Here is a 23881-nt window from a genome sequence, read left to right on the forward strand (position 1 = left end):
GGCAGAGTGGGCGGGAAGGATTCCGGAGGCCGAAATGACTGACATCCCCCAGGTCGAGGGCCTGGAACCGCTGCCGCCCGACCACGCGAGCCTGGCGTTCGGGGTCGCCGACGCCGTGCCGGGCACGATCTACGCGCTGTCCGTCTCGGGCGGGGTCCGGTTCCGGCCCAAGGAGGACCGGGTCGTCCTGTTCGGACGGAACCGGCCGGAGGTGCACGTGTGCGTGGGCGAGGACGACCGGCGCGTCAGCCGCGCGCACGGGCGCGTCGCCCGCGTCGGCGGGCACTGGTGGCTCGCGAACACCGGGCACCTGCCGCTCCAGCTCCCCGGCTCGCGCACGCTGTTCCCCGAGGACGAGCCGGTGCCGGTCCTGACCGGGTACACGCCGGTGTTCATCAGCGGCACCGCGAGGCGCAGGCACTTGGTGGAGCTGTACGTCTCCGGCGACGACGGCAGGCTCCCGCCGCCCGCGCCCGGCGCGGCGACGCTCAAGGACCGGCCGTGGCGCCTCGACGCCGACGAGCGGCTGGCGCTGGTGTGCCTGGCGCAGCGGTACCTGCTGCACGAGGCGTACCCGCAGCCGGTGTCGTGGAAGCAGGTCGCCGTCGAGCTGAGCGGGCTCGGCGGCGGGGAGGCGTGGCGGCCCAAGAAGGTCGAGCACCTCGTGGCGAACGTGCGCAGGCGCCTGTCGGGCGCGGGCGTGCCGGGCCTGACCCGCGAGGAGGTCGGCGAGCCGGTGGGCAACATGCTCAACCACAACCTCATCACCGAACTGCTGCACACGCGCACGCTCGTGCCGCCGGACCTGCGGGTCCTCGGCGAGGACTGAAGCGGCCGCGCCCGGCGGGCGCGGCCGCCGCCTCAGTCCTGGAGGCGCTCGAAGACGCTGCGGACCTGGGCGTCGCTGACCTCGGCCTCCACGGTGCCCGGCGGGCCGGTGTCGATGCCGCTGTAGGTGTAGTACTCCAGGACCTCCGGGCAGGGGTCCCCCTCGAACTGCACGGTGTACGAGTCGACCTGCTCGCCGGTGCGGAGCGCGAAGACCTTGACGTCGAAGCGGGAGGCGTAGAAGTCGACCTCGCTGTTGAAGTAGTCGCTGAGCGGGTTCTCGTAGTAGCAGGTGTCGAGGTGCTTCCCCCGTTTCGGGCCGTCGACGCAGGTGACGATCTGGGTCTCCTCGACCGTGTCCGCCAGCCACGAGTCGGACATGCCGTACTGGGACCCGGAGAGGCCGATCATCCACATCGGATGCGGTCCGGACCCGGAGTACGCGGGGGCGCCGCGCCACGGGGCGGGGGCCTGGCAGTACTCGTCGGCGTCGAGCAGGGCCGAGACGGTGCCGAACTCGATCCTGGAGTCGACCTCGTAGGCCTCGTCGGATGCGGTGGCGGCCTCGGCGTGGCCGGGGTACTCGGCCAGGAAGCGCTGGTAGCTCGCTTGGGCCGCTTGCAGTTCGTCGTGCGCGGACTGGGAGCGGGCGCAGTCGAGGAGACGCAGGGGCACCGCGTCGGCGGCCGCGGCGACCGGTTCGGTGAACTCGGGGACGTCCGAGGTCTGTCCGGCGATCCAGTCGTCCACGGCGACGGCCTCGCAGGGCGCGGTGTCGGCGGCGAGGTCGGCCATGAGCTGCTCCACGGTGCCGCGCACGCGGTCGGACTGGCCGGGGTCGGCGGCCAGGGTGTCGGTGAGCTGCGCGAATCCGGCTTCTAGGGGTTCGGCGGGGTCGCCGCCGCGGGCCACGTCGAAGAGCATGGCGGCGCGCTCGGGCCCGGCGCCGTCCCACAGCGCGGCCGGGTGGGCGAGGTAGTCCTCCATGGTGGAGGCGCCGGTGAGGAGGCCCTCGGCGCGGGCCCGGTTGAGCAGGCGGCACGCCTCCAGCTGCTCCTCCCCTTCGATGACGATGGGGCCGTTCGTGATCCGGTCGACGGCGTCGAGCCCTTCGAGGGTCTCGACGGCGCTCGCGCAGTCGCCTTCGGCGTGGTCGGCTTCGGCGCCGCGCACGGTCCGCCACGCGTCCAGGTGGAAGCCGACGACCGCGAGGAGCACGAATCCGGCGGCGCCGGTCGCGATGAGCCGCATGCGCTTGCGGCGGCCTTCGAGGAGCGCGGCCTCGGTGCGGCGGGTGAGGTGCCAGGCGTGGAAGCACATCAGGACCCACCAGGTGCCGAACCCGTACCGCCAGGCCAGGTTCCCGGGATCGGCGGCGAGCGGGAGCAACAGGAGCGCGGTCCCGGCGATCGCGGCCAGCGCGAGGCGGACGCGGCCCATGAGCATGTAGCCCAGGCCGAGTGCGGTCGCGTTCCCGACGATGGCGGCGACCGGGTCGACGGGGCGGGGGACGAACGGGGGCCGCCGCTGCGGCTCGAACCGCGGCGGTTCGGGCCCCAGCGGCTCGGACTGCGGCTCGCGTTCGAACCGGGGCGGCGGCGGCTGCGCGACGACCCGGTCCGGGGACGGCTCCTGATGCGGTTGCGGGGGCGACATTTCGGGGTACACGGGGCGCTCCTCGGTCGGCGGTGCCTTCAGGAGACCACGCGCGGCCCGGGACCGGTCCCGGTCGGCGCCGCGGGCGACTCGGAGCCGTCGAGGGCGGCAGCCGCTTTGAGCTGGAACGCTGGCGGGATCGGCGCGGATCGGCGAGACTGCATCCATGCTTCTGGTCGTTCAGGTCCTCGCCGCCCTCGCCGGGCTGCTCCACGTGTACATCTTCGTGATGGAGAGCGTGCGCTTCGCCGATCCCAAGGTCCATCAGGGGACGTTCAAGACCGATCCGGCGGACTTGGAGGCGGTGAAGCCGTGGGCGTACAACCAGGGCTGGTACAACCTGTTCCTCGCGATCGGGGCGCTGCTCGGCGCGGTGCTGGTGCGGACCGAGCCCGCAGTGGGGTGGACGCTGGTGGTCTCCTCGTGCGGTTCGATGCTGCTGGCGGCGCTGGTGCTGGTGGCGCGGGACCGGTCGATGGCGTCCTCGGCGCTCAAGCAGGGGCTGTTCCCGCTGCTCGCACTCGTGTTCGCGGTGACGCAGCTGTGATCTTGTAGGCTGGCGGCGCCCCCTTCCCCTGAAGATTCGGAGTGCCCCATGACGTATCCGCCCGCCCCGCAGACCCTGAAGGTCCGGTACAAGACCTGGTACCCGGTGCTGTTCACCGTCGTCGGCGCCGTCTGGACCGTGGTCGGCGTACTGAACCTGCTGGTCGGCGCGTTCGCGATCGGCATCATCACCGGCCCGCTGTTCCTGCTGGTCGGCATCCTGACGTTCTCGAACCCGTACGCGTCGTACGAGCCCGCGACCGGCACGGTCTACCTCCACTCGCCGCTGGGCTTCAAGGCCGCGACGTACGGCGCGGCGAAGGGCGAGCGGCTGTGGTTCGACGGCACGAACGTGCTGCGCATCCTGCCCGACGGCCGCCAGAAGAAGGTGAACCTGAAGATCGGCCGGCCCGAGGAGGTCGCGCAGGTCGTGCAGGCGGTCGGCGCCGCGCAGCAGCAGGCCCCGCAGCAGTAGGCCGCGATGGACGACCGGCGGGTGGTCAAGGTCTCGAAGTACCTGTCGCGGCATCTGCGCCACGATCCGCAGCGGATCGGGATCGAGCTGGACGCGCAGGGCTGGGTGGACGTGGACGTGCTGCTCGCGGCCCTGGAGCGGCAGCGGTTCCGCGTGACCCGCGCGGAGCTGGACGAGGTGGTGGAGCGCAATGACAAGCGGCGCTTCACGATCCGCGACGGCCGCATCAGAGCGAACCAGGGCCACACCGTCGAGGTCGATCTCGGTTTGGAGCCCCTCGACCCGCCCGCGGAGCTGTTCCACGGGACGGCCGAGGGGTTCGTGGACGCGATCCGCGCGGAGGGCCTGAAGGCGATGGCCCGCCACGACGTCCACTTGTCGCCCGATTACGCGACGGCCGTCCGCGTCGGTTCGCGGCGCGGGCGGCCGGTCGTGCTGGTGGTGGATGCGGCGGGCATGGCCGCTGAGGGCCATGTGTTCTTCCGGTCGGACAACGGCGTGTGGCTGACGGAGTCGGTGCCGCCGTGGGCGATCGCGTTCCCGGAGTGAGCCGGGGGCGAGTTAACGGAGCCGGGACCCGGCGGTGGGTTCGAGCCTGAGCGTCTGGACCGGTTCGGGCAGGTCGTGCGCGGTGTCGCCCGCGGCGAACCAGACGAGGACGTCCTCCCCTGTGCGCACCGGCAGCGCGGGGAACGTGTTCTCGGCGGGCTCGGTCTCCAGGCAGGCGAGCGGCCCGATGCGGCGGCGGCACCGGTCGGCGAGGCCGGGTTCGTTGCGGTGCACGGCGGCGGTGAAGCGGCCCGCCTCGGCGCCGCCGGGCGCGGGGAAGCCCGCGCCGGGGTAGGCCGGGCGGAGCAGGAGCACGTCGTCGGAGTCGAGCATGGTGGCGTTGGCGGCGTCGCGGTGCGCCTTCCAGACGGGGCCGCCGTAGAACGCGGCGAGCGCGGCGGCGCGGGTCTCCATGTCGCGGAAGCCGCGGACCCACACGAGGTGGTCGGGGCGGTCGAGGTCGCGGAACTGGCCGACGATGCGCATCCCCGCCGCTTCTTGCGGCTCGATGAACTCGCGCTCGAACAATTCGACGAGCTCGTCGCGCCGTCCGGGGTGGAGGGTGTACTGGCGCAGTTCATAGACGTGGCAGGGGATCACGGTCGCTCCTGATGGGTGAGGGTCTCGGCGAGGACGTCGGCGACGGTGCGCCCGGCGAGTTCGCGCGCCACGGCCGCGTCGGCGGCGGCGTAGACCTCGGTGAGCGCGGGCCGGATGCCGAGGCCGACAGGGCAATCGAGGTTCGGTTCGGTGGCGTGGAGGGCGAAGAGCGGTTCGGCGCCGATCGCCCGGTGGACGTCGAGGAGGGTGATCGCCGCGGGTTCGCGGGCGAGGAGCCACCCGGCGCCGGCGCCGCGGCGGGACTCGACGAGCCCGGCTTCGCGCAGGTCGCCGAGGCTGCGGCGGACGATCACGGGGTTGGTGGCCACGCTGGCGGCGATCTCGTCGGAGGTCATGATCTCGCGGCCGCGGCGCTTCGCCAGCGCCATCCACGCGAGGACGTGCACGGCGATCGTGAGTCTGCTGTTGGCCGCCATGGCCGCCTCCTTCCGGTCGCGCTGATCGTAACAGAAACGGTTACGACTGGGCCGCCGTCCCCGGCGGGGGACGGCGGCCCAGTGGGGAGGGCTAGACGGTGACGGGGACCGGTTCGGCTTGGGCCGCTTCGGTCTTGCGGACCCGGATCACGGTGACGGCGACGAGGAGCGCGACGGCGACCATGACCGCGGCGATCGTGTACCCGAGCCGGTACCCGGCGGTGAGGGCCTCGGCCTGCGCGGCGCCGCCGCCGAGGAGCGAGGCGGTGCGGGCGGAGACGGCGGTGCTGATGACCGCGAGTCCGACCGCGCCGCCGACCTGCTGGGCGGTGTTGAACAGGCCGGAGGTGACGCCGGCGTCCTCGGGCTTGGAGTCGGCCATGCCGAGGGTCATGAGGGCGGGCATGGTCAGGCCGAAGCCGAGCGGGGCGGTGACCATCCCGGGGAGCACGTCCGTCAGGTAGGCGCCGTCGGCGCGCATCTGGGCGAACAGCACGAACCCGAGGACCATCACGGCGAGGCCGGCGATCGCGATCTTGCGGGGCGCGAACCGGGTGAGCAGGCGCGGGGCGACCCACAGCGACACGGCGGCGATCACGAGCGGGGCGGGCAGGAACGCGAGGCCCGCGTGCAGCGGCTGGAAGCCGAGGACCTGCTGGAGGTACAGCACGGTGAAGTACATGAACCCGAACGCGGCGCCGACCATGAGCGCCTGGGCGATGTTCGCCCCGGCGACGCTGCGGGAGAACATGATCCGCAGCGGCACGAGCGGCGCGGCGGCCTTCGCCTGGCGGACGAAGAACCCGGCGAGGAGCAGCGCGGCGAGGACGCCGAAGCCGATGGTGCGCGGCGAGTCCCAGCCCTGCTGCTCGACCCCGATGAGGGTGTAGACGGCGAGCATGACGCCCGCGGTGACCAGGACCGCGCCGAGCACGTCGGCCCCGGCCCTGAGGCCGATGCCGCGGTCGTTCGCCAGCAGGCGCCAGGCGAGGACGCCGACGATCACCCCGAGCGGCACGTTGGTGAAGAAGATCGACTCCCACCCGATCGACTCGGTGAGGACGCCGCCCACGACGCTGCCCAGCGCGCCGCCCCCGGCGGACGCGAACCCGAACGCGCCGATGCCCTTCGCCTGCTCGGCGGGCTCGGGCAGCAGCATCACCACCATGCCGAGCAGGCCCGCGGAGGCGACGGCGCCGCCGATGCCCTGCACGAAGCGTCCCGCGAGGAGCAGGCCCTGCGTGTCGGCGAACCCGATGGCCGCGGAGGAGAGCGTGAACAGCGCGAGCCCGGCGATGAAGACCCATTTGCGGCTGAGGAGGTCGCCGAGGCGCCCGGCGAGGAGCAGGAGGCCGCCGAACGGGATCACGTAGGCGTTCACGGTCCACACCAGGTTCGACGGGGAGAACCCGAGGGCGTCGCGGATGGCCGGGAGGGCGATCGTGACGATGTTCTGGTCCAGGATGATCATGACCTGCGCGGCGAGCAGGACCATGACGGTGAGCCAGCGGCGGCTCAGACTCGCTTCGGTCGCGGTCGGCATTGCGGGGCTCCTTCAGCTCTTGGGGAACGATTTGTTCCTGGAGCAATCATGTGTTCCAATGGAGCCGTCCGTAAGAAGGCACTTTCATGTACCGGGGGATACACGGATGTTCCTCTCCAGGTCATCCCCCTGAGTGCCGCTCTGTGAAGTGGAGCACATGCCATGGCGAACGAATGCGACGACGCCCCGATGTCCGACGTGCAGGTCGAGGCGTGCCCGATCGTCCAGATCATCGACCGCGTCGCCGGCAAGTGGTCGGTCTCGATCCTGGTCGCGGCCATCCGCAACCCGGTCCGCTACACCGAGCTGGAGCGCAGCATCCCCGGCATCAGCCGCCGCATGCTCACCCTGACCCTCCGCAACCTGGAGCGCGACGGCCTCCTCACCCGCACCGTCTACCCCACCGTCCCGCCCAAGGTCGAGTACAGCGCCACCGACTCCGCCCGCGAGCTCTACGGCCACCTCACCGGCCTCCTCGAATGGGCCGAACGCCACCGCCCCGACATCATCGAGGCCAGGGAACGCTACGACGCCCTCGTCGCCGCCGCGTAATCGCCTTGAGCGGTCGGCGCAGCGCCTCTAGACTCGCGCGGTGACCCCGCACCGCTACCGCTCTCACGACGAGGACAGCCGGCGCTGGCTGTCCTTCCCGATGCGCGACGACGACATCGTCATCAGCACCCGCTCCAAGCACGGCACCACCTGGACGCAGATGATCTGCGCCCTCCTGGTCTTCCAGACCCCGGACCTGCCCGCGCCGCTGCCCGAGCTCTCGCCCTGGCTCGACTGGACGATCACGCCGGTCGACGAGGTCCACGCGAAGCTCGCCGCCCAGGACCACCGCCGCTTCATCAAGACCCATACCCCGCTCGACGGCCTCCCGATCCACCCCGCGGCCCGCTACATCGTCGTCGCCCGGCACCCGCTCGACGCGGCCGTCTCGCTCTACCACCAGGGCTCCAACCTGATCCGCGAACGCATCGCCGAACTGACCGGCGTCCCGGTCCCCGCGTCCAAGAAGAACCGACTCTCCCTGCACGACTGGGTCGTCAACTGGACCCGCGCCGAGAACGGCCCGCGCGAGGACCTCGACATGCTGCCGGGCGTGATGGCGCATCTCGGCGACGCCTGGGCGCGGCGCGAGGAGCCGAACCTCCTCCTCGTCCACTACGCCGACCTCTCGGCCGACCTCGAAGGCGAGATGCGCCGCATCGCCGCCTATCTCGACATCGACGTCCCCGAATCACGCTGGCCCGCCCTCGTCAAGGCCGCGAGCTTCGCCGAAATGAAGGCCAACGCGGAGCACCGCGCCCCGGACCCCAAGGGCCTCATGCGAAGCAAAGTCGCCTTCTTCCGCCGCGGCACCTCAGGTGCCGCCGCCGAACTCCTCGCCTCCGAGGAACTCGCCGCGTACGAGGCCCGCGTGGCCGACCTGATCCCCGAGGACCTCTCGGCCTGGCTCCACCGCCCTTGACCATTTCGGAATCGGCTTGCCGGATGAAAGGATCGCGTCATGGCCGACGACTCGCTGACCGCCCGCGCCAAAGCCCTCTGGGAACTGCTCGCCGCTGCGCCCGTGGCGTTCCCGTCGGGCCCGGGGGTGCAGGTGGTCGCCTCTCCAGGATCGAAGATGTGCCCGCCGGGGTGGGTCGGGATCGTGGTGCTGGGCGATGCGGCGATCGCGACCGTCCCGACTGAGGATGCGCTCAAGCCGGTGCAGGAGGCGCTGAGCAGCATCTCGGTTGCATCACTCACCCAGTCCGACGTCCTGAAATCAGTGCTGCCGATCCAGGCGGTGCTGGGCCCGGCGACGCTGGCGTACCTCTCGCGAGAGCACTTCGTCCCGACGCGACCCGAGGTCATCGAGCAGGTCGCTCCCGATGACCCGGATGTTCAAGCGTTGCTGAAGGAAGTGGGCGTGGGCGACGCGGACGAGAGCGGGATCGGCGAGATCACCTCTGCGGCGTTCGTCGTGCGCGAGGAAGGGAAGATCACGGCGGTGGCGGGCTACCGGGCATGGCCGGGCGCGACGGCGCACATGTGCATCCTGACCGCCGAAGCGGCGCGCGGCCGCGGCCTCGCGAAACGGGCCGCGGCGGCCGCGGTCGACCACGCGCTCACCGCCGGCCTTCTCCCCCAATGGCGGGCGCGCCCGGAAGCCTCCCGCCGCGTCGCGAGCGCCCTCGGCTTCCGGCAACTCGGCGCCCAACTGAGCTTCCACCTGCGCCCCGAATAAACCGTTTCCCCGCAGCCCGGCAGCATCTACGATGCTGCGATGAAGGCACACTTCGAATGCGTGGTCCTCGACTGCCCCGATCCCAGGGCACTCGCCGATTTCTACCAGTCCATCCTCGGCGGCGACGTCAACAGGCCCGACAAGCGCTGGTCCCTGACCGACGGCAGCGCGACCCTCCACCTCGAATCCGGGTTCGCGCTCCTCTTCCAACCGGTCGAGGACTACCGGCCGCCTCAGTGGCCCGATCCCGCGCGCCCGCAGCAGATGCACCTGGACTTCGCCGTCCCCGACCTCGATGAGGCCGAAGCGGAAGTCCTCGCCAACGGCGCCACGCTCCTCGACGACCAGCAGGGCTGGCGCGTCTACGCCGACCCGGCGGGCCACCCGTTCTGCCTGGTCCGCGACTGGTGGACCGCCAAGGGAGGCCCGGAAGCATGACCGTCCCGGTCGCCGACCCGGCGGGGGCTTGGGACCCGCCGCCCCTCGACGAAGTCCACGCCCTCCTCGCGCCCCTCGACTCCCCTTGGTGGATCGCAGGCGGCTGGGCGATCGAACTCGCCGTCGGCCGACCCGTCCGGCCTCACAACGACGTCGACGTCCTCATGCTCCACCGCGACCATCCCGCAATCCAAGCGGTCCTCCCCGACTGGGAATGGTGGGCCGCCGCCCCGCCCGGGACCCTCCGCCCTTGGCTCCCAGGCGAACTCCTCCCCCAGCACGTCCACGACATCTGGTGCCGCCCCACCTCCGACCACCCCTGGTCCTTCCAGTTCATGCTCGACAACGCCGACGGCGACCACTGGGTCTCCCGCCGAGACCCCCGAATCCGCCGCCCCATCGCCGACATCGGCCGCACCACCGACGACAACCTCCCCTACCTCGTCCCCGAGATACAACTCTTCTACAAATCCAAAGCCCCCCGCCCCAAAGACGAACTCGACTTCCAAGCAGCCCTGCCGATCCTCACCCCCGCCCAGCGCGCCTGGCTCGACGAAGCCCTCCGGACGGCGGGCTAAGGCTCCATCCGGGCGGCCGCTCGGGCGGCCCGTTCGATTTCTGCACGGTGGGCGGCGCGGGCCGGTTCGTTGATGGGTTGTTCGTGTTCGGGGCGGAGGCCGGTTCGGCCGTCGAGGGATTCTCGGAGGATGTCGGCGTGGCCGGCGTGGCGGATGGTCTCGCCGAGGACGTGGAGCAGGACGAGGAAGAGGTTGGTGTCGGCGTGGGGCTCGGTCCACCAGGGGACGCGGCCGGGGGCGTCGAGCGGGAGGGCGTCGATCGTGGCGTCTGAGTGCTCCCACGTGCGCCGGTAGAAGGCGGTGATCTGGTCGCGGGTCTCATGCTCGTGAGCCCAGTGGTCGCCGCCGTCGGAGTCCTGCCAGCGGCCGAGCGGCTCGGGGGACGGGCGGTCGAAGACCGCGCCGAAGTACCAGGCTTCGACGGTGGCGACATGCTTGACCAGGCCGAGGAGGCTGGTGCCCGTGGCGGTCAGAGGACGGCGGGAGTCGTATTCGGACAGGCCGTCGAGTTTCCACAGCAGCGCCTGGCGGTCCTGCCGGAGCCGCCCGTGCAGGTCGGCTTTCGCCAGTTCGTCGTCGATCATGCCGCGGGCAGCCGGTAGACGGAGACGTGGGACGGCGACTCGGCGGTGAACTCGCCGCCCTGCCAGTCGGCATGGCGGGATTCGAGTTCGAAGCCGGCGAGGCGGGCCATGAGGTCGAGTTCGGAGGGCCAGATGTAGCGGTGCGGGGAGCGGCCGAGGCGGGCCTGGCGGGTGTCGTCGAAGGTGAAGTGGTGGGAGACGACGTGCTGGTTGAGCGGGTCGTAGGTGTCGAGGAGGATGTAGCCGTCCTCGACGACGCCGACGGTCGCCTTGCGGCCCGGCGGCAGCGCGCGCAGTTCGGGGACCCAGAGTTCGATGACGAAGCGCCCGCCTGGGACGAGATGGCGGGCCGCGTTGCGGAAGCACTCGATCTGCAAGTCCTGGGTGAGCAGGTTCGAGATGGTGTTGAACACCAGGTAGGCCAAACGGAATTCGCCGGGGGCGCGGACTGCGGTCATGTCGCCTTCGAGCACCGGGAGCGCGAATTCGTCCACTTTGGTGCGCAGCTGCGCGATCATGTCGGGCGACAGCTCGATCCCGGTCACCGGCACTCCGCGCTCGGCGAGCGGCACGCCCACGCGGCCGGTCCCGATCGCGAATTCCAGGGCGCGGCCGCCTTCTGCCAGTTCGGCGAGGCGATCGACCGTGGGGTTGAGCACCTCCGGCGCGAACATGCCCTCGCCGGGAGTGTCGTACCTGCGGGCGGTCTCGGCGTCCCAGATGTCGTTCGATTCCATCGCCCCAGGATTCCCCAGGTCCGCAGCCCTGTCGAGCGGAATATCAACGTGCTTGAAAGCCCGAGACCCGGCCATGCCGTCGCGGCAAGGTCCGCCGTCCGCGGTCACCAGGTCCAAGTCCTCGGCGGGCGCGCCTGCACGTCTCGCAGCCATGCCGGACGCGGCGGCTTGTCGACCGGATCGATGCCCCATTCGCACGCTGGGCCGAGCTCATCGATGACGAGCGTGGAACGCTCGGGGTCATCGGCGGACCGTTCCAGGTCTTCGGCGTAGCGGACCAGCAGCGCGGTCCACGACGGGGCCAGGACGTCCCACTGACTGCACTCGATGTCGAGGCGCACCACCTGCCCGGGCGTCCCTCCTTCCGGCGGGTCGAGGTCGATGAACCAGTTGACATCGCCGTTCATCGTCCCCACGACCACCCTGTTCCTGAGGCTCGACGTCGGCCGCACCGGCCCGCTCACGTGGAGCATGCCTCTATCGATCAGGTAGGCCATGACGGGAGGACTGTCGAGGTCCGAGTCCTCCTCGGAGTCCCATGCCTGCGTCATCGCGACGATTTCCCCCGCGCTGAACAAGTGGTCGAGCGGCACCGGCGCAGGGCCGCCGAAGTTCGATCCGTTGTGGATGCCGAGGCTGGCCCGGAAATCGGGCGGCAGGACCACCTCCAACGCCGCCTCGATCGCGTCGATCTCCGACGCCGCGGCCGGTCCCGCGAGCAGCGGCAGCGAATCGGGCAGGACACGCCTCAAGGCCGCTTCAACTCGGGCCCAAGCGCTCTCGATGCCTTCAAAGGAGCGGTCATCGGTTTCAGCCACGCCACCGATCATAGGGTTCCCGCCCGACAACATCGCGACTTCGGCATCAGCGGGGGCTTCGCGGAAGCGGGTCGAGCGGATTACGGTCTCAGGTGATCGCGCGGGTGAGCATGTGCGCCTGGCTCATTCGGCCGTCGGCACTGAAGCGACCGAAGAGGTGGACTTCGATGGCGATGTCTTTGCCGCGCTGCGAAGAGTGGAGGGTGTAGCGGGCGGCGAGGCGGTCGCCGCCCACGACCGCTTCGTGGACTTCCATGCGGATGGCGGGCCGGTTCTTGCGGACCGGGCGGGTGTGGTCGATGAGCTTCTGGCGGTCGATGCGGTTCCCGTCGGCGACCTGGACGATGTCAGGCGTGTGGTAGCGGTCGACGATCACTGCCGCGTCCTCGTCGCTGCTGAGCAGGTCGTGGGTGAATCCGGTGTAGAAGTCGGCGATGAACTGCTTGGGGTCTGCGGTGATGTTGAGCGGCTTCATGGTTCCCAAGCATGCAGCCGGAGCCGTGCTGTCGCGTCGGCCGAGCGCGGTCCCTGTCCAGTACGCCCCCGGGCCCCTTTGCACCACGATGTACGACGCGGGGAGTACGGGTCAGCGGGCCGGTTCGCGCATGTCGGTCGTGGCGAGGAGGCGCGAGGTGAATGTCGGGGGGAGGGTCCGGGCGACGGCGGCTATGAGTTTGTTGTGCCAGCCAGGGACGCTCAGGGATTTGCGCCTGCGGAAGTCGCGCAGGGCTTTCGCCGCGACGGCGTCAGGGCTCATCCAGAGGGGACCGGGGATCTTCGACATGTCCATGCGGGCGCTGTCGTGGAAGCCGGTACGGGTGAAGCCGGGGCAGAGGGCCATGACCGTGACACCATGGGGGCGTGCGGCCCTCGCGGTCGCCTGACTGAAGTTGATGACCCAGGACTTGGACGCCGAGTAGGTCGAGCTGGGGAGGAACCCGAGCAGCGACGCCGTGTTGACCACTCCCCCGCTGCCGCGTTCCAGCATCGACGGGAGCCCGGCGTGAGTCAGGCGCAGGACTGCCTCCATGTGCAGTCGGGCCATCGTCACCTCGGCTTCAATGGGCGTGTCGAGGAAGCGCGTCGGGTGGCCGAACCCAGCGTTGTTGATGAGCAGGTCGACACCGGAGCGGCACCGCTCTTCGATCCGGGCGAGGTCCCCGGGCTCGGTGAGGTCGGCCTGGATCGGCTCCCCGTCGGAGGGGGACGGGAGGGGTTCTCGATCCACCAGGATCAGTCGGTAGCCATCGGCCGCAAGGAGCCTGGCGAAGGCCGCGCCGATTCCCGATGCGGCGCCGGTGATCAGGGCCGTCGGGGGCGGGGCGACGTTCATGCGGCGGAGCATACAGCGGGCACGGCTCGGGCACCGCTGGCCGTTCCGCCGGGGCCGCCGATCCTGACGAGGCGGGACAGCGGCGGGAGTCCGGCGGACCTGCCCGGGCCGCGCGACCCCCGTCTAAGGTGATGCGGTGCATCAGAAGCGAGCAGTGCTGTTGGGCGGGACCGGGGCCGTCGGCGGGGCCACGGCGCTGCGGTTGGCGCGAGCGGGGTGGGACGTCGCCGTGACCGGGCGGGATCCGAAGCGGATGCCCGCGAAGCTGACGGAGGCCGGGGTCCGGTTCCGCCAGGTGGAGCGGGGCGAGGTGCGGGAGGTGGGGCGGCTCGTCGGGGACGGGGTCGACCTGCTGGTCGATCTGGTCGCCTACACCGGCGAGGACGTCGCCGCGATCCTCCCCGTCATGGGGGTCGCGGCCTGCCCGGTCGTCGTCTCCGGGCGGGCGGTCTACGTCGACCGAGAAGGGCGGGACCTCAACGGCGCTCAACCGCCCCGGTTCGACGGACCGCTCACGGAGGACGGTCCCACGCTGGCCCCCGCCCCGCCGGGAACCGATCCGTTCACGCGGGAGGGCTACGGCCCCTGCAAGTCCGCGGCCGAGCGGGTCGCGCTCGACTCGGGGCTTCCCGTCACCGTGCTCCGGCCGTCGAAGGTCCACGGCCGCTGGGCCCGCAACCCCAGGACCCTGACCGTCATCGAGCGGATGCGCAGCGACGCGGAGCGGTTCGAGCTCGCGAACGGCGATGTCGCCGACCATCTCTCGGCCGCTTCCAATGTCGCCGCGCTGATCGAGGTCGTCGCCTCCAAACCCGAGGCGCGGATCGTGAACGCCGCCGACCCCGACACCCCGACCGCGGAGGCGATCGTGCGGGCCGTCGCCGCCGAGATCGCCTGGGAGGGCGCGATAGTGCGCACCGACGACGCCGAGCGCGGCCGTCATCCATGGCGGACCGCCATGGTCCTGGACATGACCGCCGCGCTCGAACTCGGGTACCGCCCGGTCGGGACGGGGATCGAGCTGCTCCCCGAAGAGGTCCGCTGGGTCGCTTCGCGCTCAGCGGGACGGTGAAAGCGGGTCCCGCGCCGGCATGACAGATCGCCGACCTTCGTGACCATCCGCGATTCGCCCCGAATCGCTATGGTGTTCAAATGAAGCCCGAAATCTGGGTTCCTGCGGCCGCCACTGTGCTCGCACCCCTCCTCCAAGTACTCTCCTCCGGCCTGATCGACCAGCGCAAGACGAACACCGACCGGTCCGATCGACTCCGGCCCCGGTCCAAGGCCAGAACCGCCCTGTTCTGGTCGCTGGTCGCCTCCGTGCCGGTCTCCCTTGCGATCTGGCTGCTCCCGCTCCCCCGCCGCTGGGTCTTCGCCGCCGCGTTCCTCGCGGCGTTCGCCGCGCTTCAGGCACTGCTGATCTGGCTCGACCGGAGACGGCTGCCGATGACCCCCGAGGCCGAGAAGTTCATGACCGCCGCCACCGGCCAGACCGGCGGGCACAAGTACGGCCAGCGCCTCATGCCCGATCTCGTGCGCGTCTACACCAAGAACGACCTCACCAGCGGCGCGCCGGGGGCACCGAGCCCGGTCGGTGCCGCGAACATGCAGAACACCGCCTCCGACGACCCGCAGAAGGACTCCGAAGGCGAGCAGCGCACCGCCTTCGAGAAGGTCCTGGTCGACCCGACGGTCAAGCACATCGCCATCACCGGCGAAGCGGGCATCGGCAAGACCAGCCTCCTGGAGTTCTGGGCTCGTGAGCTGCGCCTGCGCAAACCTTCGACCGGTGACCGCCTCTCGAAGCTCCGGCCGGTACTCATCGCCGCCCGATCGCTGGTCGGCAAGGCCTCCCTTGTCGACGCATTCGGGTCTGAACACCTGAGCCGCTCCCCCGGCCGGGGCCTGACCTGGCTGGTGATGATCGACGCCTTCGACGAGATCACCGATCCCGACGACCGCGAAGCGGTGGAGAGGATCGTTTTCGAGGCCGTCGACTTGGCGTCGAGCGGCCGGACCGACTGCAAGTTCGTCCTCACGAGCCGCGGTCTCAGCGGTCGGCGCCGACTGGACTTCGACGGCCGCGGAATCTCGCTCTACCAGTTGCAGCCCTTCACGAAGGAGCAGCTCCGCGAGTACCTCATTCGAGAGAACACCGGGCCGACCGACCATCAGACGCGAAATCAGAATTTCCAGGACGCTGTCAAGAACGCCGACCGGTTCATCCGGCGCTGGGACGGCCAGGACGACCTCCTCGAACTCATCCGCCTCCCCCTGCTGGCGAACGTCACCGCGACCATCTACTTCGCGCAGCTCCGCCAGATCCCGAAGCGCCGCATCGACATCTACCACGATGCCGTCGAGCACTGGATCGCCCAGTTCCACAAGCGTTTGGACGAGCAGCGGCTCGGGCCCGCTCTCGCGCTTCTGCACCGCTGGCACACGAAGATCAGCGGCTCGGACCGACTGAACACCGACGCCGCCATTCGGCTGCTGTTGCAGACCCTGGCCGCGGCCCACCTGGAGACGAACCGGTCGGTCGTGGACATCGCCGCCGAGTTGTTCGAGCTTCCCATGCAGTCCTGGGACGACTCGGAACTGGAGTCGCTCCAGACGCTCCTCCAGGACACGGGCCTCGTCCACGACGTCCGCACGAGCCATCCCAAGTTCGTCCACAAGACGTTCGCCGAGTACCTCGCTGCACCCACTATGGAGGGAAACTTCCGGGATCTCCGGGACTGGACCGGTGCGCTCCGGGATCCGGACTTCAGGGTTGGGGCGGTATTCACTCTGGCGCAGATGGACTCCGGAAGGCGCAACGAGATCATTGAAGCCCTCGCGGCGGACGAGGACCACGCCCTCGCAACCGGTTGGATCGCGGTCGAAGGGCTCTGCGACTCTGCGAACCGCGCTATCGACGAGGACCGTCGAAAAGCACTCATCGCCACCGCGATCGGGGCCATGCCCCCGCACCTCTCGAACGAATGGGAGCAGCTGGTCATCGGGATCGCATCGATCGGGTACGGCCGGGACCTGCTCTGCGGGGTCGTGGAGCAACGGCGGATCTCCGACTGGGAGCTGCTGTTCATCGCCAGGCAGGTCGCCCGCCAGGAGAGCCGCGGAGTCGAACTGCTAAAGCGCATGGCGACCGAGGAGCGCCTCACCGACGAGCAGCGGGTGGACGCCGCAGACTTCCTGTTCGAATTCGACGCCAGCGGCAGTCTCACCCTCTTGAAGCAGTTCGAGTCCGCGGCGGTGCTCCCCGAGTTCCCGAGATTCGAAGCGCTTCGGCTCCTCGCTGAACGGGGTGCTCCCAAGTACCGACGCCGACTTCGCCGCTTCGCCCTCAGAGCCGCCGCCCTCCCGTCGACCAAGGTCAGTGCGGCCGCGGCCTTGGCGGAGTACGACCAGGACAAGGCGGTCAAGCTGCTTCGACGCCACGCCGCGAGGAGGGCAGCGGATCCGTCCGCGGCGGTGACCGCCGCCTACCGGCTCGCGGCCTACCGGCGGGCCGAAGGAATTGCACTGCTGCACGGTCTCGCCGTCGACACCGTCCTCCCGGACTTGGTGCGCGTCAACGCGGCGACCAACCTCCTTGAGTTCGACAGGGAACGGGCGATAGCGCTGCTGCAGGAGTTCGCCACGAGGGAATCCGGGCTGTCGGCGGACGCCTTCGTCGAGGCGACCGCCCGGCTCGGATTCAGCCAAGGAAGATCCGATGTGCAGGAGCTCATCGCACTGGCGGATGATCTGTCGCTTCCTCCTTCTGAACGCGGCACGATCGCGCTCAAGATCAGGATCCTCGATCCTGTGGCTTCGCGGCGGTTGCTGGAGCGGTTCGCCTCCGACACCACCTTCAACGACGTCGATCGGGCCAGCGCGATCGACGACTTGATCGAAGTCGACCGCCAGCGCTGGCTGCCCCGCCTGCGGGAGATCGTCGGCGACCCCGCCTTCTCCGACACCGCTCGGGTCGGTGCCGCGGGCTGGCTGTCGTACAGGGACCGCTCTCAGGGCGTCCCGCTGCTCAAGGCCCTCGAAGAGGACACCACCTTCACCGACATCACCCGGGCCAACGCTGCGAACTGGAGATTCGGTCTTGGAGACGAAGACGCGGCCAGAGATCTTGAGCGAATCGCCCTCGATGCGGAGGCCCGCCCCGGCGCGAGGGTCTACGCCGCAACGGAATTGGCGGTCCGCAACCGCCGTGCCGGTCGGCGTTCACTGATGCGTTTGGCATCGGACCCGGATGTGACGGACGAGCTTCGAGTGGACGCTCTCGCCGAGTCGGTTCGCCTCGCCGGCGGCCTGCGGCCGAGTCGGCTCAGCGATTGGGCAAGTGACCCTCACCGTGCCGAGGGATCACGCATCGCCGCCGCCAAGTCGCTGGTGCGGCATCGACGCGCCGAGGGCCTCGATCTGCTCCAAGCGTTCGCCACCGATATCGCGATCTCCGACCAAGGCCGCTCGAATGCGGCTGAAGCGCTCGCAGCGTTCGATCGAGATCGAGGTATACCCCTGCTGGCGCGGATCACCCAGGACGACGGGCTCATCGGTTCAGCGCGCGTCTCTGCCGCGAGAAACCTCGCCGAGTACGGTCTGCCGCTCGGCATGGGCGCATTGCGCGAGATGGCCCGCGACACCGCGCTTCATGGCAGCGCGGCTGCTGACGCGGCCTATCAGCTTGCGATCCGCGGCGATCGCAGCGGCGTCGATCTGCTGGCCGATCACTCGTCCGACCCTGCGCTGTTCGGGTACGCCAGAGTCAGTGCGGCCGAAGATCTCATCGCGTTCGACCGGGCGCTGGGTCTGGCACGGCTGCGAGATCTCGTTTGGGATGCGACCGGGGAACCCTGGTCGAGGGCGAGCGCCGCAGACCTGCTCGCACGTCATGAGCCCGTCAGCGGCATGGCCCTCCTGCGGGAGCTGGCCGAGAGCCCGGCCGACGATGTCGTCCGGGTCATCGCCACCGTGAGGCTCGCCTACTACAGGGAACGCGACGCCATGTCGACGCTGGCGGGCACTGCCGAGGACCAGGGGCTCTCAGGGCAGGTCCGGCTGCTAGCCGCGGACGCCTTCGCCGATCTCGACCGCAAAGCGGGGCTGCCGATCCTCCGCCGGTTCGCGGCCGGGGGCGAACTCAGCGATCTTTCGAGCGCGGTGGCGGCCTACAGACTGCACGAATTCGACAGCGTGACTGCCGTTCGCACCCTTGAGCAGATCGCCGCAAGCAGCAGCATGAACCCTTTCGCGCGAGTCTCGGCGGTGGACCACCTGATCGACTGCGAGGTCCCGTCAGGGCATCCCCTGATGACCGCGATGGCGAACGACGGCGGGTTCGACGGGTTCGCGCGGGTCAACGCCGCGTGCGCTCTCGCATGGACCTTCCTGGCGGAGGGAACGGGCCTGCTGCGCAGTCTGGCCGACGACGAGTCCCTGGACCGGACGATCCGGTGCTGGGCGACGATCGCTCTCGCGGAGTGGATTCCGGCGACGGATGCCGTACTCGCGACCGACTTCACCGACGGGAGCGTGGATATCGAGCGGCTGCGGGCCGCCGCATCGGATCAGATCGTGATGGAGAAACGCTCGGGTTGGGCCGCCATGCGGCGGGTTCGGGAGCTTGCGCGGGTGTGTGAGGAGAGTGGGGCCGGGCGAGTTCCACCAAACCCGCCCGGCCCCGTGGGGAGTGCGAGTTAGGTCAAGTGGTGTCGGGCTCGGCGATGAGCGTGAGGCACTGGGCGATGATCCAGAGGTTCCATTCGTCGCCTGCCCAGGCCGGGGACCATTCGGGGCTGTCCTCCGGGTCGTCGGTGAAGCGGCAGCATTGGCGCGGGCCGGCGCCGTCTTCGACGTCGAGGAGGTATTCGGTGACCCGAGGCGACTGGGCCGGTTGGGAACCGAGCGAGTAGAGCGTGAACACCGCTGGGCCGCGCTGGAAGTCGCCGAGGTAGCCGTCTATGCCGGGCCTGCCGTCGGAGCGGAGGTTGTAGTCGCCCTTGCTAACCATTGCAGAACCTCACGGCGCGGCGGTAGAAGATCCGGAACGCCTGCTCCTCGACCCAGATCTTCGCGTGGGGCTTGAGGCCGTTCCAGAAGCGGCCCCAGGTCGCCTTGAGGTCGCCCGAGTTGAGGCCGGAGACGACGAGCACGACGTCGTCGTTGCCGGGGCCGGTCAGCACCTGGAACGAGTCGGGCGCGACCGGTCCGGCGGCCCTGACCGTGTAGGTCCGGTAGTCGTCGGAGAAGGTCCCGCGCACGAGGTTCTGCGGATCGGGGTCTTCACTCGTTAGAGGGACTGCTCTCATCGTAGCTCCTTTTCGGACTGTCGGGTTCCTGACACTTGCTCGCGCACGTTTTCCGGAACGGGCACCATGACGAGAGAAATGAACCGAATCTCGCGCCGCATTCCCTCTCGACTTCCATGACTCTAGACGGTAAAGTCGCAGGTCACAACATGTAATCCCTTGCGGCACAGTGGAACTATGGACAGATGACCGTGGAGAACGCACGGTGGAATTTGCACGGTTGTGACACCCCGCGGCGTTTCTCACAGAGGCGCAACAGGACCGGCGTGTGTCATAGTGACGATCCGAACACGTCAAGGACCACCGACCTTGGGAGCTGCGATGGCGAAAACGGAATCGGGAGCCTGGTTCATCCGCATGATGCTGAGAACCGGCCGGGACAAAGTGGGGAAGACGCAGGAGCAGATCGCGCGCCTCGTCCACGTGTCCCCCGATACGTACCGCGCATACGAGGCGGGACGCTCCAGCCCGCACGCCTCGATCATGGAGAACCTGGCCAAAGCCTGCGGCTACGACGCGGAGCTGGCCGAGTACATGGTCAAGGCCGCCGACGCCCGCGCGGAGGAGTGGGAGGCGCTTGAGGCGAACCCGCGGTTCAACGCGCTGTACATCGCACTCGCCGAACGCTTCTACGGGGAGATCTTCAAGTTCGACGCGCTCATGATCCCCGGAATCCTTCAGCTCCAGGGCTACCACTACCTCGTCGTCCGCCTGGCCGAGCCGCTTGCGAATGACGACTTCATCGACGGCGGCTGGGACTTCAAGGAATCGCGGATCGCCGATATCCAGGCACGGACCGACCGGCCGCAGATGCAGTTCCTCATCGGCGAAACCGCACTCATCCAACTGCGGATGATCGACGAGGAGCTCTACCAGGAACAGATGGCGCACCTGCGCCGCTGGGCCAAGAAGCCCGGCGTCCTCATCCGCATCCTCCGCGGCCCGGTCCTTGCTCAGCGGAGCAATATCGAGATCTACCACGTCGGGAAGAGCAAGCTGGCCGGTCCCGACATCGCCTACTCGGAGATCGCCGACTCCAGCTGGCTCATCGATGATCCCAAACGCATCGCAAGTTACGATGGGCTCCGCAAGATCCTTTGGAAACAGGCGATCCGGATCGAGGTCTACAACGATGACGACTGGCGTTACCGTCTGGCGTAAGAGCACCCGCAGCGGCGGCGGCAACAACTCAAGCTGCGTCGAGGTTCGCCGGGCCTGGCGTAAGAGCACCCGTAGCGGTGGTGGCAACAACTCCGACTGCGTCGAAGTCGCCTTCTGCTCCGACGACGCCGGTTTCCACCTGCGGGACTCGAAGCTCGACACCGAATCCCCGGTGTTCGACCTGACCGCCGCCGACTTCACCGCCCTGGCGAAGGCCGCTGGCTAAGCGAATACAGACCTGAACGGGAGGGGCGACCGCTGCGCGGTCGCCCCTCCGTCGTCTCTCGCCCGGTCCGCTCGCAGCGCCCCCGGGACCTATCCTGGAACGATGCCCCCTCAGGTCACTCCGGCCGACCCTCCCGAACCGCTGAAGCCGATCCCCAAGTGGACCGCCGTCGTCGCGGTCGCGGTCATCCTCGCGGCCATCTTCACCAGCTACCTCATCCTCTCTGCCCCGATTCCCCAGGACACCGCCCACCAATCGGTGACCACCCAACTCGAACTCGCCCGCCTCCGCGCCGAAGCCCGCCGCAACGCCCTCGCCACCGGAGCCGGATTCGTCGCAATCGGCGCCCTGTTGCTGGCCCTCCGCCGCCAGAACCACGCAGAGCGCCAGCAGCGAGTCCACGAGGTCGCCACCGCCAACGCCGAAGACGACGCCCTCCAACGCAGAATCACCGACGCCCGCATACGCGCAGTCGAACAGCTCGGCTCCGACAGCCCATCGGTCCGAATCGGCGGCCTCCACAACCTCGAACGCATCGGCGAACAACACGAGCACCTACGCCAGATCGTCTTGGACGAAATCTGCTCCTATCTCCGCCTGCCCTTCGACCTGACCCCGGCGGCTTCCGAGACCCGCCTCCCCGCAAACCAATTCGAGCCGATGGGCCCCGCCCCAGCCGAGCCCAAGCACGACAACGCTGAGCGCGAGGTCCGCCTGATCGCACAAGAGATCCTCCAACGCCACCTCAACCCCAAACTCGGCAAGGACCGTTACTGGACCCACACCCGCATCAACCTCCGAAACGCTCATCTGGACTTGATCGACTTCAGCGAATGCCGTTTGGTGTCCGCCGATTTCACAGAGGCGACTTTCTCCGGCGACACGAAGTTCTACCGTGCGGTATTCAGTGGGTTCACGAACTTCAGCCGCGCGACCTTCAGCGGCAGAGCTGACTTCGAACAGGCGTCATTCAGCGATTTCGTCTTCTTCGTGCTGGCAACTTTCAACGCCGTTCTCATCCTCGATAACGCAATCTTCAAGAAGGATGCTCACTTCACGGGAGTGGTCTTCAGCAGGGCGGCACACGTCACCAACGCTGATATCCCAATCGGCAGGAGCCTCCGTCCGGCGAGATTCAATCAGAGGCTCTTCGCAGGCAGAGCCGACCTCACCGGTCTCATCGAAAATCAGAGCGTGTTCTTGAAGGAAGGCCTCTACCACCGCCTGCCCGAAGGATGGCGTCTGGAGCCGAGTCGCGACGATCCCGAATGGGGCTGGCTCACGAACTTGCCAGAGGGGCAGGCGCCTACGGAGTGAGGCGGGCCGCCAGCGCTCGGGCTCTGGCGTGTTCATCCGCCGTGATGTTCGTGTCTGTCTCTCGGAAGCGGAGGGCCGTTTCCAGGGCCGTCGCCGGGAGGTCCCGGGCGAGGGCGTCTCGGAGGGGCGCCGGGTCGAGCGGGAGGGCCTCCGGGTCGAGTTCGGCCAGGATCGCCCAGCTCACCGCGCGGTCCACGGCCGGGTCACCAGCTGCCGCGTTGGTCCAGTCGATGACCACCGGGCCTGCCGGGGTCTCGATGATGTTCTCCGGGTGCAGGTCGAGGTGGAGGATGGTGCGGCCGTTGAGGTCCAGGCCGCGCGACTCGCCCGGGAGCCAATCCGGCGCGGGGATCTGGTGAAGGCGTTCAAAGAGATCGAGCATGATGGCGGCCGCGGCGGGCGGGGCGACGCGGCCGGAGGTCATGCCCTCGGCGAGGGTGGGGCCGTGGAGGCGTTCCATGGTCATGTCGGTGCCGTCGATCCTGAAGACCTCGGGGACGGGATATCCCTGGTCGCGGAGGTGGGCCATGAGGCGGGCTTCAGGTTCGGGGTTCCAGGAGCAGCGGCGCAGGACCAGATTGTCGGACAGGGCGTATACCTTCGAGGCCCTGCCCGACGAGAGGAGGTGCATCAGGCGATCTCGGCCATGAGCGCGCGATGCAGGTCGGGATTGCAGGCGAGGATCGAAGTGGCGCTGGTGTCGTAGTCGACGCCGTCGAGGTCGGTGACGAGCGCCCCGGCTTCGCGGGCGATGACGACCCCGGCGGCGACGTCCCACGGGTTGATGAACGAGTGGTAGGTCGCGTCGACGCGTCCGGCGGCGGTCCAGCACATGTCGAGCGCGGCGGTGCCGAGCATGCGCACCCGCTGGATCTTGGGGACGAGGCGGCGGAACAGCTCCAGGCGCTGCGCGTTGCGGCGCTCCGATTCGGGGCGGACGCCGAAGTCGCCGAAGGCGACCACGGCGTCGGAGAGCGAGGCGGGGCCGTGCACGGCGAGCGGGTGCTTGTTCAGGGCGGCACCGTGGCCGAGGGCGGCGGTGAAGCGCTCCTCGCTGGCGGGGGCCTCGACGACGCCGACCACGGAGATGCCGTTGTGGGTGAGGGCCAGGGACACGGCGTAGAGCGGGGAGCCGTGGGCGAAGTTGACGGTGCCGTCGATCGGGTCGAGCACCCACTCGTAGTGGGACTCGGTGTTGCCGGTGCGGCCGCGTTCTTCGCCGAGGAGCGGGATGTCGGGGGTCTCGTCGGCGAGGAAGGCGCGGACGGCGTCCTCGACCGCGTAGTCGAGGTCGGTGGCGAAGTCGCGGTCGCCTTTGCCGCTGATGGAGCGCTCGCGCCCGAGACCGGTGCGGATGACCTCGGATGCGGTCGCGACCGCCTGTTCGGCCGTGCCCAGGAAATCCAGCAGATCGCTCATTATTCGGTTCCTCGTCTCGTCAAACCCACCCGACGGACCACATCCTAGACGTGCAAGACCAAGCGCCACTTGGACTCCCGGTGCGATTTTTC

At 69.3% G+C, this 23881-nt stretch carries 27 protein-coding genes; 14 read left to right on the forward strand and 13 right to left on the reverse strand.

The window, feature by feature from the left end:
* Positions 1-34 precede the first annotated feature (34 nt).
* Positions 35-829 (forward strand): FHA domain-containing protein, encoded by a 795-nt coding sequence (locus tag B0I28_RS18675; RefSeq protein WP_106365354.1) that lies wholly within the window; start codon positions 35-37, stop codon positions 827-829.
* A gap of 32 nt (positions 830-861) precedes the next feature.
* Here B0I28_RS18675 and B0I28_RS18680 read toward each other — a convergent pair whose 3' ends face one another.
* Positions 862-2496, reverse strand: coding sequence for a hypothetical protein (locus tag B0I28_RS18680; protein WP_106365355.1), 1635 nt, complete (start codon positions 2494-2496; stop codon positions 862-864).
* 154 nt (positions 2497-2650) lie between these two features.
* Between B0I28_RS18680 and B0I28_RS18685 the strand changes: the two genes are divergently transcribed.
* From B0I28_RS18685 to B0I28_RS18695, 3 genes are read left to right on the forward strand one after another with little or no spacing between them, the layout of a single operon-like run.
* The gene (locus B0I28_RS18685; RefSeq protein ID WP_106365356.1) at positions 2651-3031 is read left to right on the forward strand and encodes a DUF1304 domain-containing protein; all 381 of its coding nucleotides are present in this window, start codon (positions 2651-2653) and stop codon (positions 3029-3031) included.
* A gap of 48 nt (positions 3032-3079) precedes the next feature.
* Positions 3080-3505: a hypothetical protein gene (locus tag B0I28_RS18690; RefSeq protein ID WP_106365357.1), complete on the forward strand. Its 426-nt coding sequence runs from the start codon at positions 3080-3082 to the stop codon at positions 3503-3505.
* Positions 3506-3511: 6 nt separating this feature from the next.
* A complete protein-coding gene (locus B0I28_RS18695) occupies positions 3512-4054 on the forward strand; it encodes an RNA 2'-phosphotransferase (RefSeq protein ID WP_106365358.1) in 543 nt (180 codons plus the stop codon).
* Positions 4055-4066: 12 nt separating this feature from the next.
* Here the strand turns inward: B0I28_RS18695 and B0I28_RS18700 are convergent, their stop codons facing one another.
* From B0I28_RS18700 to B0I28_RS18710, 3 genes are all read right to left on the reverse strand, one after another.
* The gene (locus tag B0I28_RS18700; RefSeq protein WP_106365359.1) at positions 4067-4654 is read right to left on the reverse strand and encodes an NIPSNAP family protein; all 588 of its coding nucleotides are present in this window, start codon (positions 4652-4654) and stop codon (positions 4067-4069) included.
* Positions 4651-5091: an Rrf2 family transcriptional regulator gene (locus B0I28_RS18705; RefSeq protein ID WP_106365360.1), complete on the reverse strand. Its 441-nt coding sequence runs from the start codon at positions 5089-5091 to the stop codon at positions 4651-4653. Before B0I28_RS18705 ends, B0I28_RS18700 begins: the two co-directional genes overlap by 4 nt.
* A gap of 91 nt (positions 5092-5182) precedes the next feature.
* The gene (locus tag B0I28_RS18710; protein WP_106365361.1) at positions 5183-6634 is read right to left on the reverse strand and encodes an MFS transporter; all 1452 of its coding nucleotides are present in this window, start codon (positions 6632-6634) and stop codon (positions 5183-5185) included.
* Between the two features lie 162 nt (positions 6635-6796).
* Here B0I28_RS18710 and B0I28_RS18715 point away from each other — a divergent pair, with 162 nt between their 5' ends.
* Genes B0I28_RS18715 through B0I28_RS18735 form a run of 5 tightly spaced genes read left to right on the forward strand, consistent with a single transcriptional unit; the run spans position 6797 to position 9886 of the window.
* Positions 6797-7186, forward strand: coding sequence for a winged helix-turn-helix transcriptional regulator (locus B0I28_RS18715; protein ID WP_106365362.1), 390 nt, complete (start codon positions 6797-6799; stop codon positions 7184-7186).
* Positions 7187-7226: 40 nt separating this feature from the next.
* Positions 7227-8108 (forward strand): sulfotransferase domain-containing protein, encoded by an 882-nt coding sequence (locus B0I28_RS18720; RefSeq protein WP_245889034.1) that lies wholly within the window; start codon positions 7227-7229, stop codon positions 8106-8108.
* A 39-nt stretch (positions 8109-8147) separates the two neighbouring features.
* Complete coding sequence (locus B0I28_RS18725; RefSeq protein ID WP_106365363.1) at positions 8148-8870, forward strand: GNAT family N-acetyltransferase; 723 nt, start codon at positions 8148-8150, stop codon at positions 8868-8870.
* 39 nt (positions 8871-8909) lie between these two features.
* Positions 8910-9308 carry a VOC family protein gene (locus tag B0I28_RS18730; protein ID WP_106365364.1) on the forward strand — a complete coding sequence of 133 codons (399 nt, stop codon included), beginning with the start codon at positions 8910-8912 and terminating at the stop codon, positions 9306-9308.
* A complete protein-coding gene (locus B0I28_RS18735) occupies positions 9305-9886 on the forward strand; it encodes a nucleotidyltransferase domain-containing protein (RefSeq protein WP_106365365.1) in 582 nt (193 codons plus the stop codon). The genes B0I28_RS18730 and B0I28_RS18735 overlap by 4 nt, the downstream gene beginning before the upstream one ends.
* On the opposite strand, the gene B0I28_RS18740 is transcribed toward B0I28_RS18735, so the two are convergent.
* The 5 genes from B0I28_RS18740 to B0I28_RS18760 all read right to left on the reverse strand — a co-directional run bounded on the left by B0I28_RS18740 (position 9883) and on the right by B0I28_RS18760 (position 13358).
* Positions 9883-10467: a mycothiol transferase gene (locus tag B0I28_RS18740; protein ID WP_106365483.1), complete on the reverse strand. Its 585-nt coding sequence runs from the start codon at positions 10465-10467 to the stop codon at positions 9883-9885. The genes B0I28_RS18735 and B0I28_RS18740 overlap by 4 nt on opposite strands.
* The gene (locus B0I28_RS18745) at positions 10467-11207 is read right to left on the reverse strand and encodes a class I SAM-dependent DNA methyltransferase (RefSeq protein ID WP_106365366.1); all 741 of its coding nucleotides are present in this window, start codon (positions 11205-11207) and stop codon (positions 10467-10469) included. Before B0I28_RS18745 ends, B0I28_RS18740 begins: the two co-directional genes overlap by 1 nt.
* Before the next feature lie 104 nt (positions 11208-11311).
* Positions 11312-12025, reverse strand: coding sequence for an SMI1/KNR4 family protein (locus B0I28_RS18750; RefSeq protein ID WP_181245858.1), 714 nt, complete (start codon positions 12023-12025; stop codon positions 11312-11314).
* A gap of 88 nt (positions 12026-12113) precedes the next feature.
* On the reverse strand, positions 12114-12500 hold the full coding sequence (locus tag B0I28_RS18755) for a nuclear transport factor 2 family protein (protein WP_106365368.1): 387 nt from the start codon (positions 12498-12500) through the stop codon (positions 12114-12116).
* A gap of 111 nt (positions 12501-12611) precedes the next feature.
* A complete protein-coding gene (locus B0I28_RS18760) occupies positions 12612-13358 on the reverse strand; it encodes an SDR family NAD(P)-dependent oxidoreductase (RefSeq protein ID WP_106365484.1) in 747 nt (248 codons plus the stop codon).
* 136 nt (positions 13359-13494) lie between these two features.
* Between B0I28_RS18760 and B0I28_RS18765 the strand changes: the two genes are divergently transcribed.
* Positions 13495-14430, forward strand: a complete 936-nt coding sequence (locus tag B0I28_RS18765; protein WP_106365369.1) for a saccharopine dehydrogenase NADP-binding domain-containing protein — start codon at positions 13495-13497, stop codon at positions 14428-14430.
* Between the two features lie 80 nt (positions 14431-14510).
* The gene (locus B0I28_RS18770; protein ID WP_146148161.1) at positions 14511-19058 is read left to right on the forward strand and encodes an NACHT domain-containing protein; all 4548 of its coding nucleotides are present in this window, start codon (positions 14511-14513) and stop codon (positions 19056-19058) included.
* A 1-nt stretch (position 19059) separates the two neighbouring features.
* On the opposite strand, the gene B0I28_RS18775 is transcribed toward B0I28_RS18770, so the two are convergent.
* The gene (locus B0I28_RS18775) at positions 19060-19368 is read right to left on the reverse strand and encodes a hypothetical protein (protein ID WP_106365371.1); all 309 of its coding nucleotides are present in this window, start codon (positions 19366-19368) and stop codon (positions 19060-19062) included.
* A complete protein-coding gene (locus B0I28_RS18780; RefSeq protein ID WP_146148162.1) occupies positions 19361-19666 on the reverse strand; it encodes a hypothetical protein in 306 nt (101 codons plus the stop codon). The genes B0I28_RS18775 and B0I28_RS18780 overlap by 8 nt, the downstream gene beginning before the upstream one ends.
* A 321-nt stretch (positions 19667-19987) precedes the next feature.
* Here B0I28_RS18780 and B0I28_RS18785 point away from each other — a divergent pair, with 321 nt between their 5' ends.
* The 3 genes from B0I28_RS18785 (at position 19988) to B0I28_RS18795 (ending at position 22370) form a co-directional block, all read left to right on the forward strand.
* Complete coding sequence (locus B0I28_RS18785) at positions 19988-20827, forward strand: Scr1 family TA system antitoxin-like transcriptional regulator (RefSeq protein ID WP_106365373.1); 840 nt, start codon at positions 19988-19990, stop codon at positions 20825-20827.
* Positions 20799-21053 (forward strand): DUF397 domain-containing protein, encoded by a 255-nt coding sequence (locus B0I28_RS18790; RefSeq protein WP_106365374.1) that lies wholly within the window; start codon positions 20799-20801, stop codon positions 21051-21053. The genes B0I28_RS18785 and B0I28_RS18790 overlap by 29 nt, the downstream gene beginning before the upstream one ends.
* Positions 21054-21155: 102 nt before the next feature.
* A complete protein-coding gene (locus B0I28_RS18795) occupies positions 21156-22370 on the forward strand; it encodes a pentapeptide repeat-containing protein (RefSeq protein WP_106365375.1) in 1215 nt (404 codons plus the stop codon).
* On the opposite strand, the gene B0I28_RS18800 is transcribed toward B0I28_RS18795, so the two are convergent.
* Positions 22360-23001 carry a phosphotransferase gene (locus B0I28_RS18800; protein WP_106365376.1) on the reverse strand — a complete coding sequence of 214 codons (642 nt, stop codon included), beginning with the start codon at positions 22999-23001 and terminating at the stop codon, positions 22360-22362. The genes B0I28_RS18795 and B0I28_RS18800 overlap by 11 nt on opposite strands.
* Complete coding sequence (locus B0I28_RS18805) at positions 23001-23789, reverse strand: inositol monophosphatase family protein (RefSeq protein ID WP_106365377.1); 789 nt, start codon at positions 23787-23789, stop codon at positions 23001-23003. The genes B0I28_RS18800 and B0I28_RS18805 overlap by 1 nt, the downstream gene beginning before the upstream one ends.
* Between the last annotated feature and the right edge of the window lie 92 nt (positions 23790-23881).

The organism is Glycomyces artemisiae (assembly GCF_003002955.1).
In the GTDB taxonomy this organism is placed as follows: Bacteria; Actinomycetota; Actinomycetes; order Mycobacteriales; family Micromonosporaceae; genus Glycomyces; species Glycomyces artemisiae.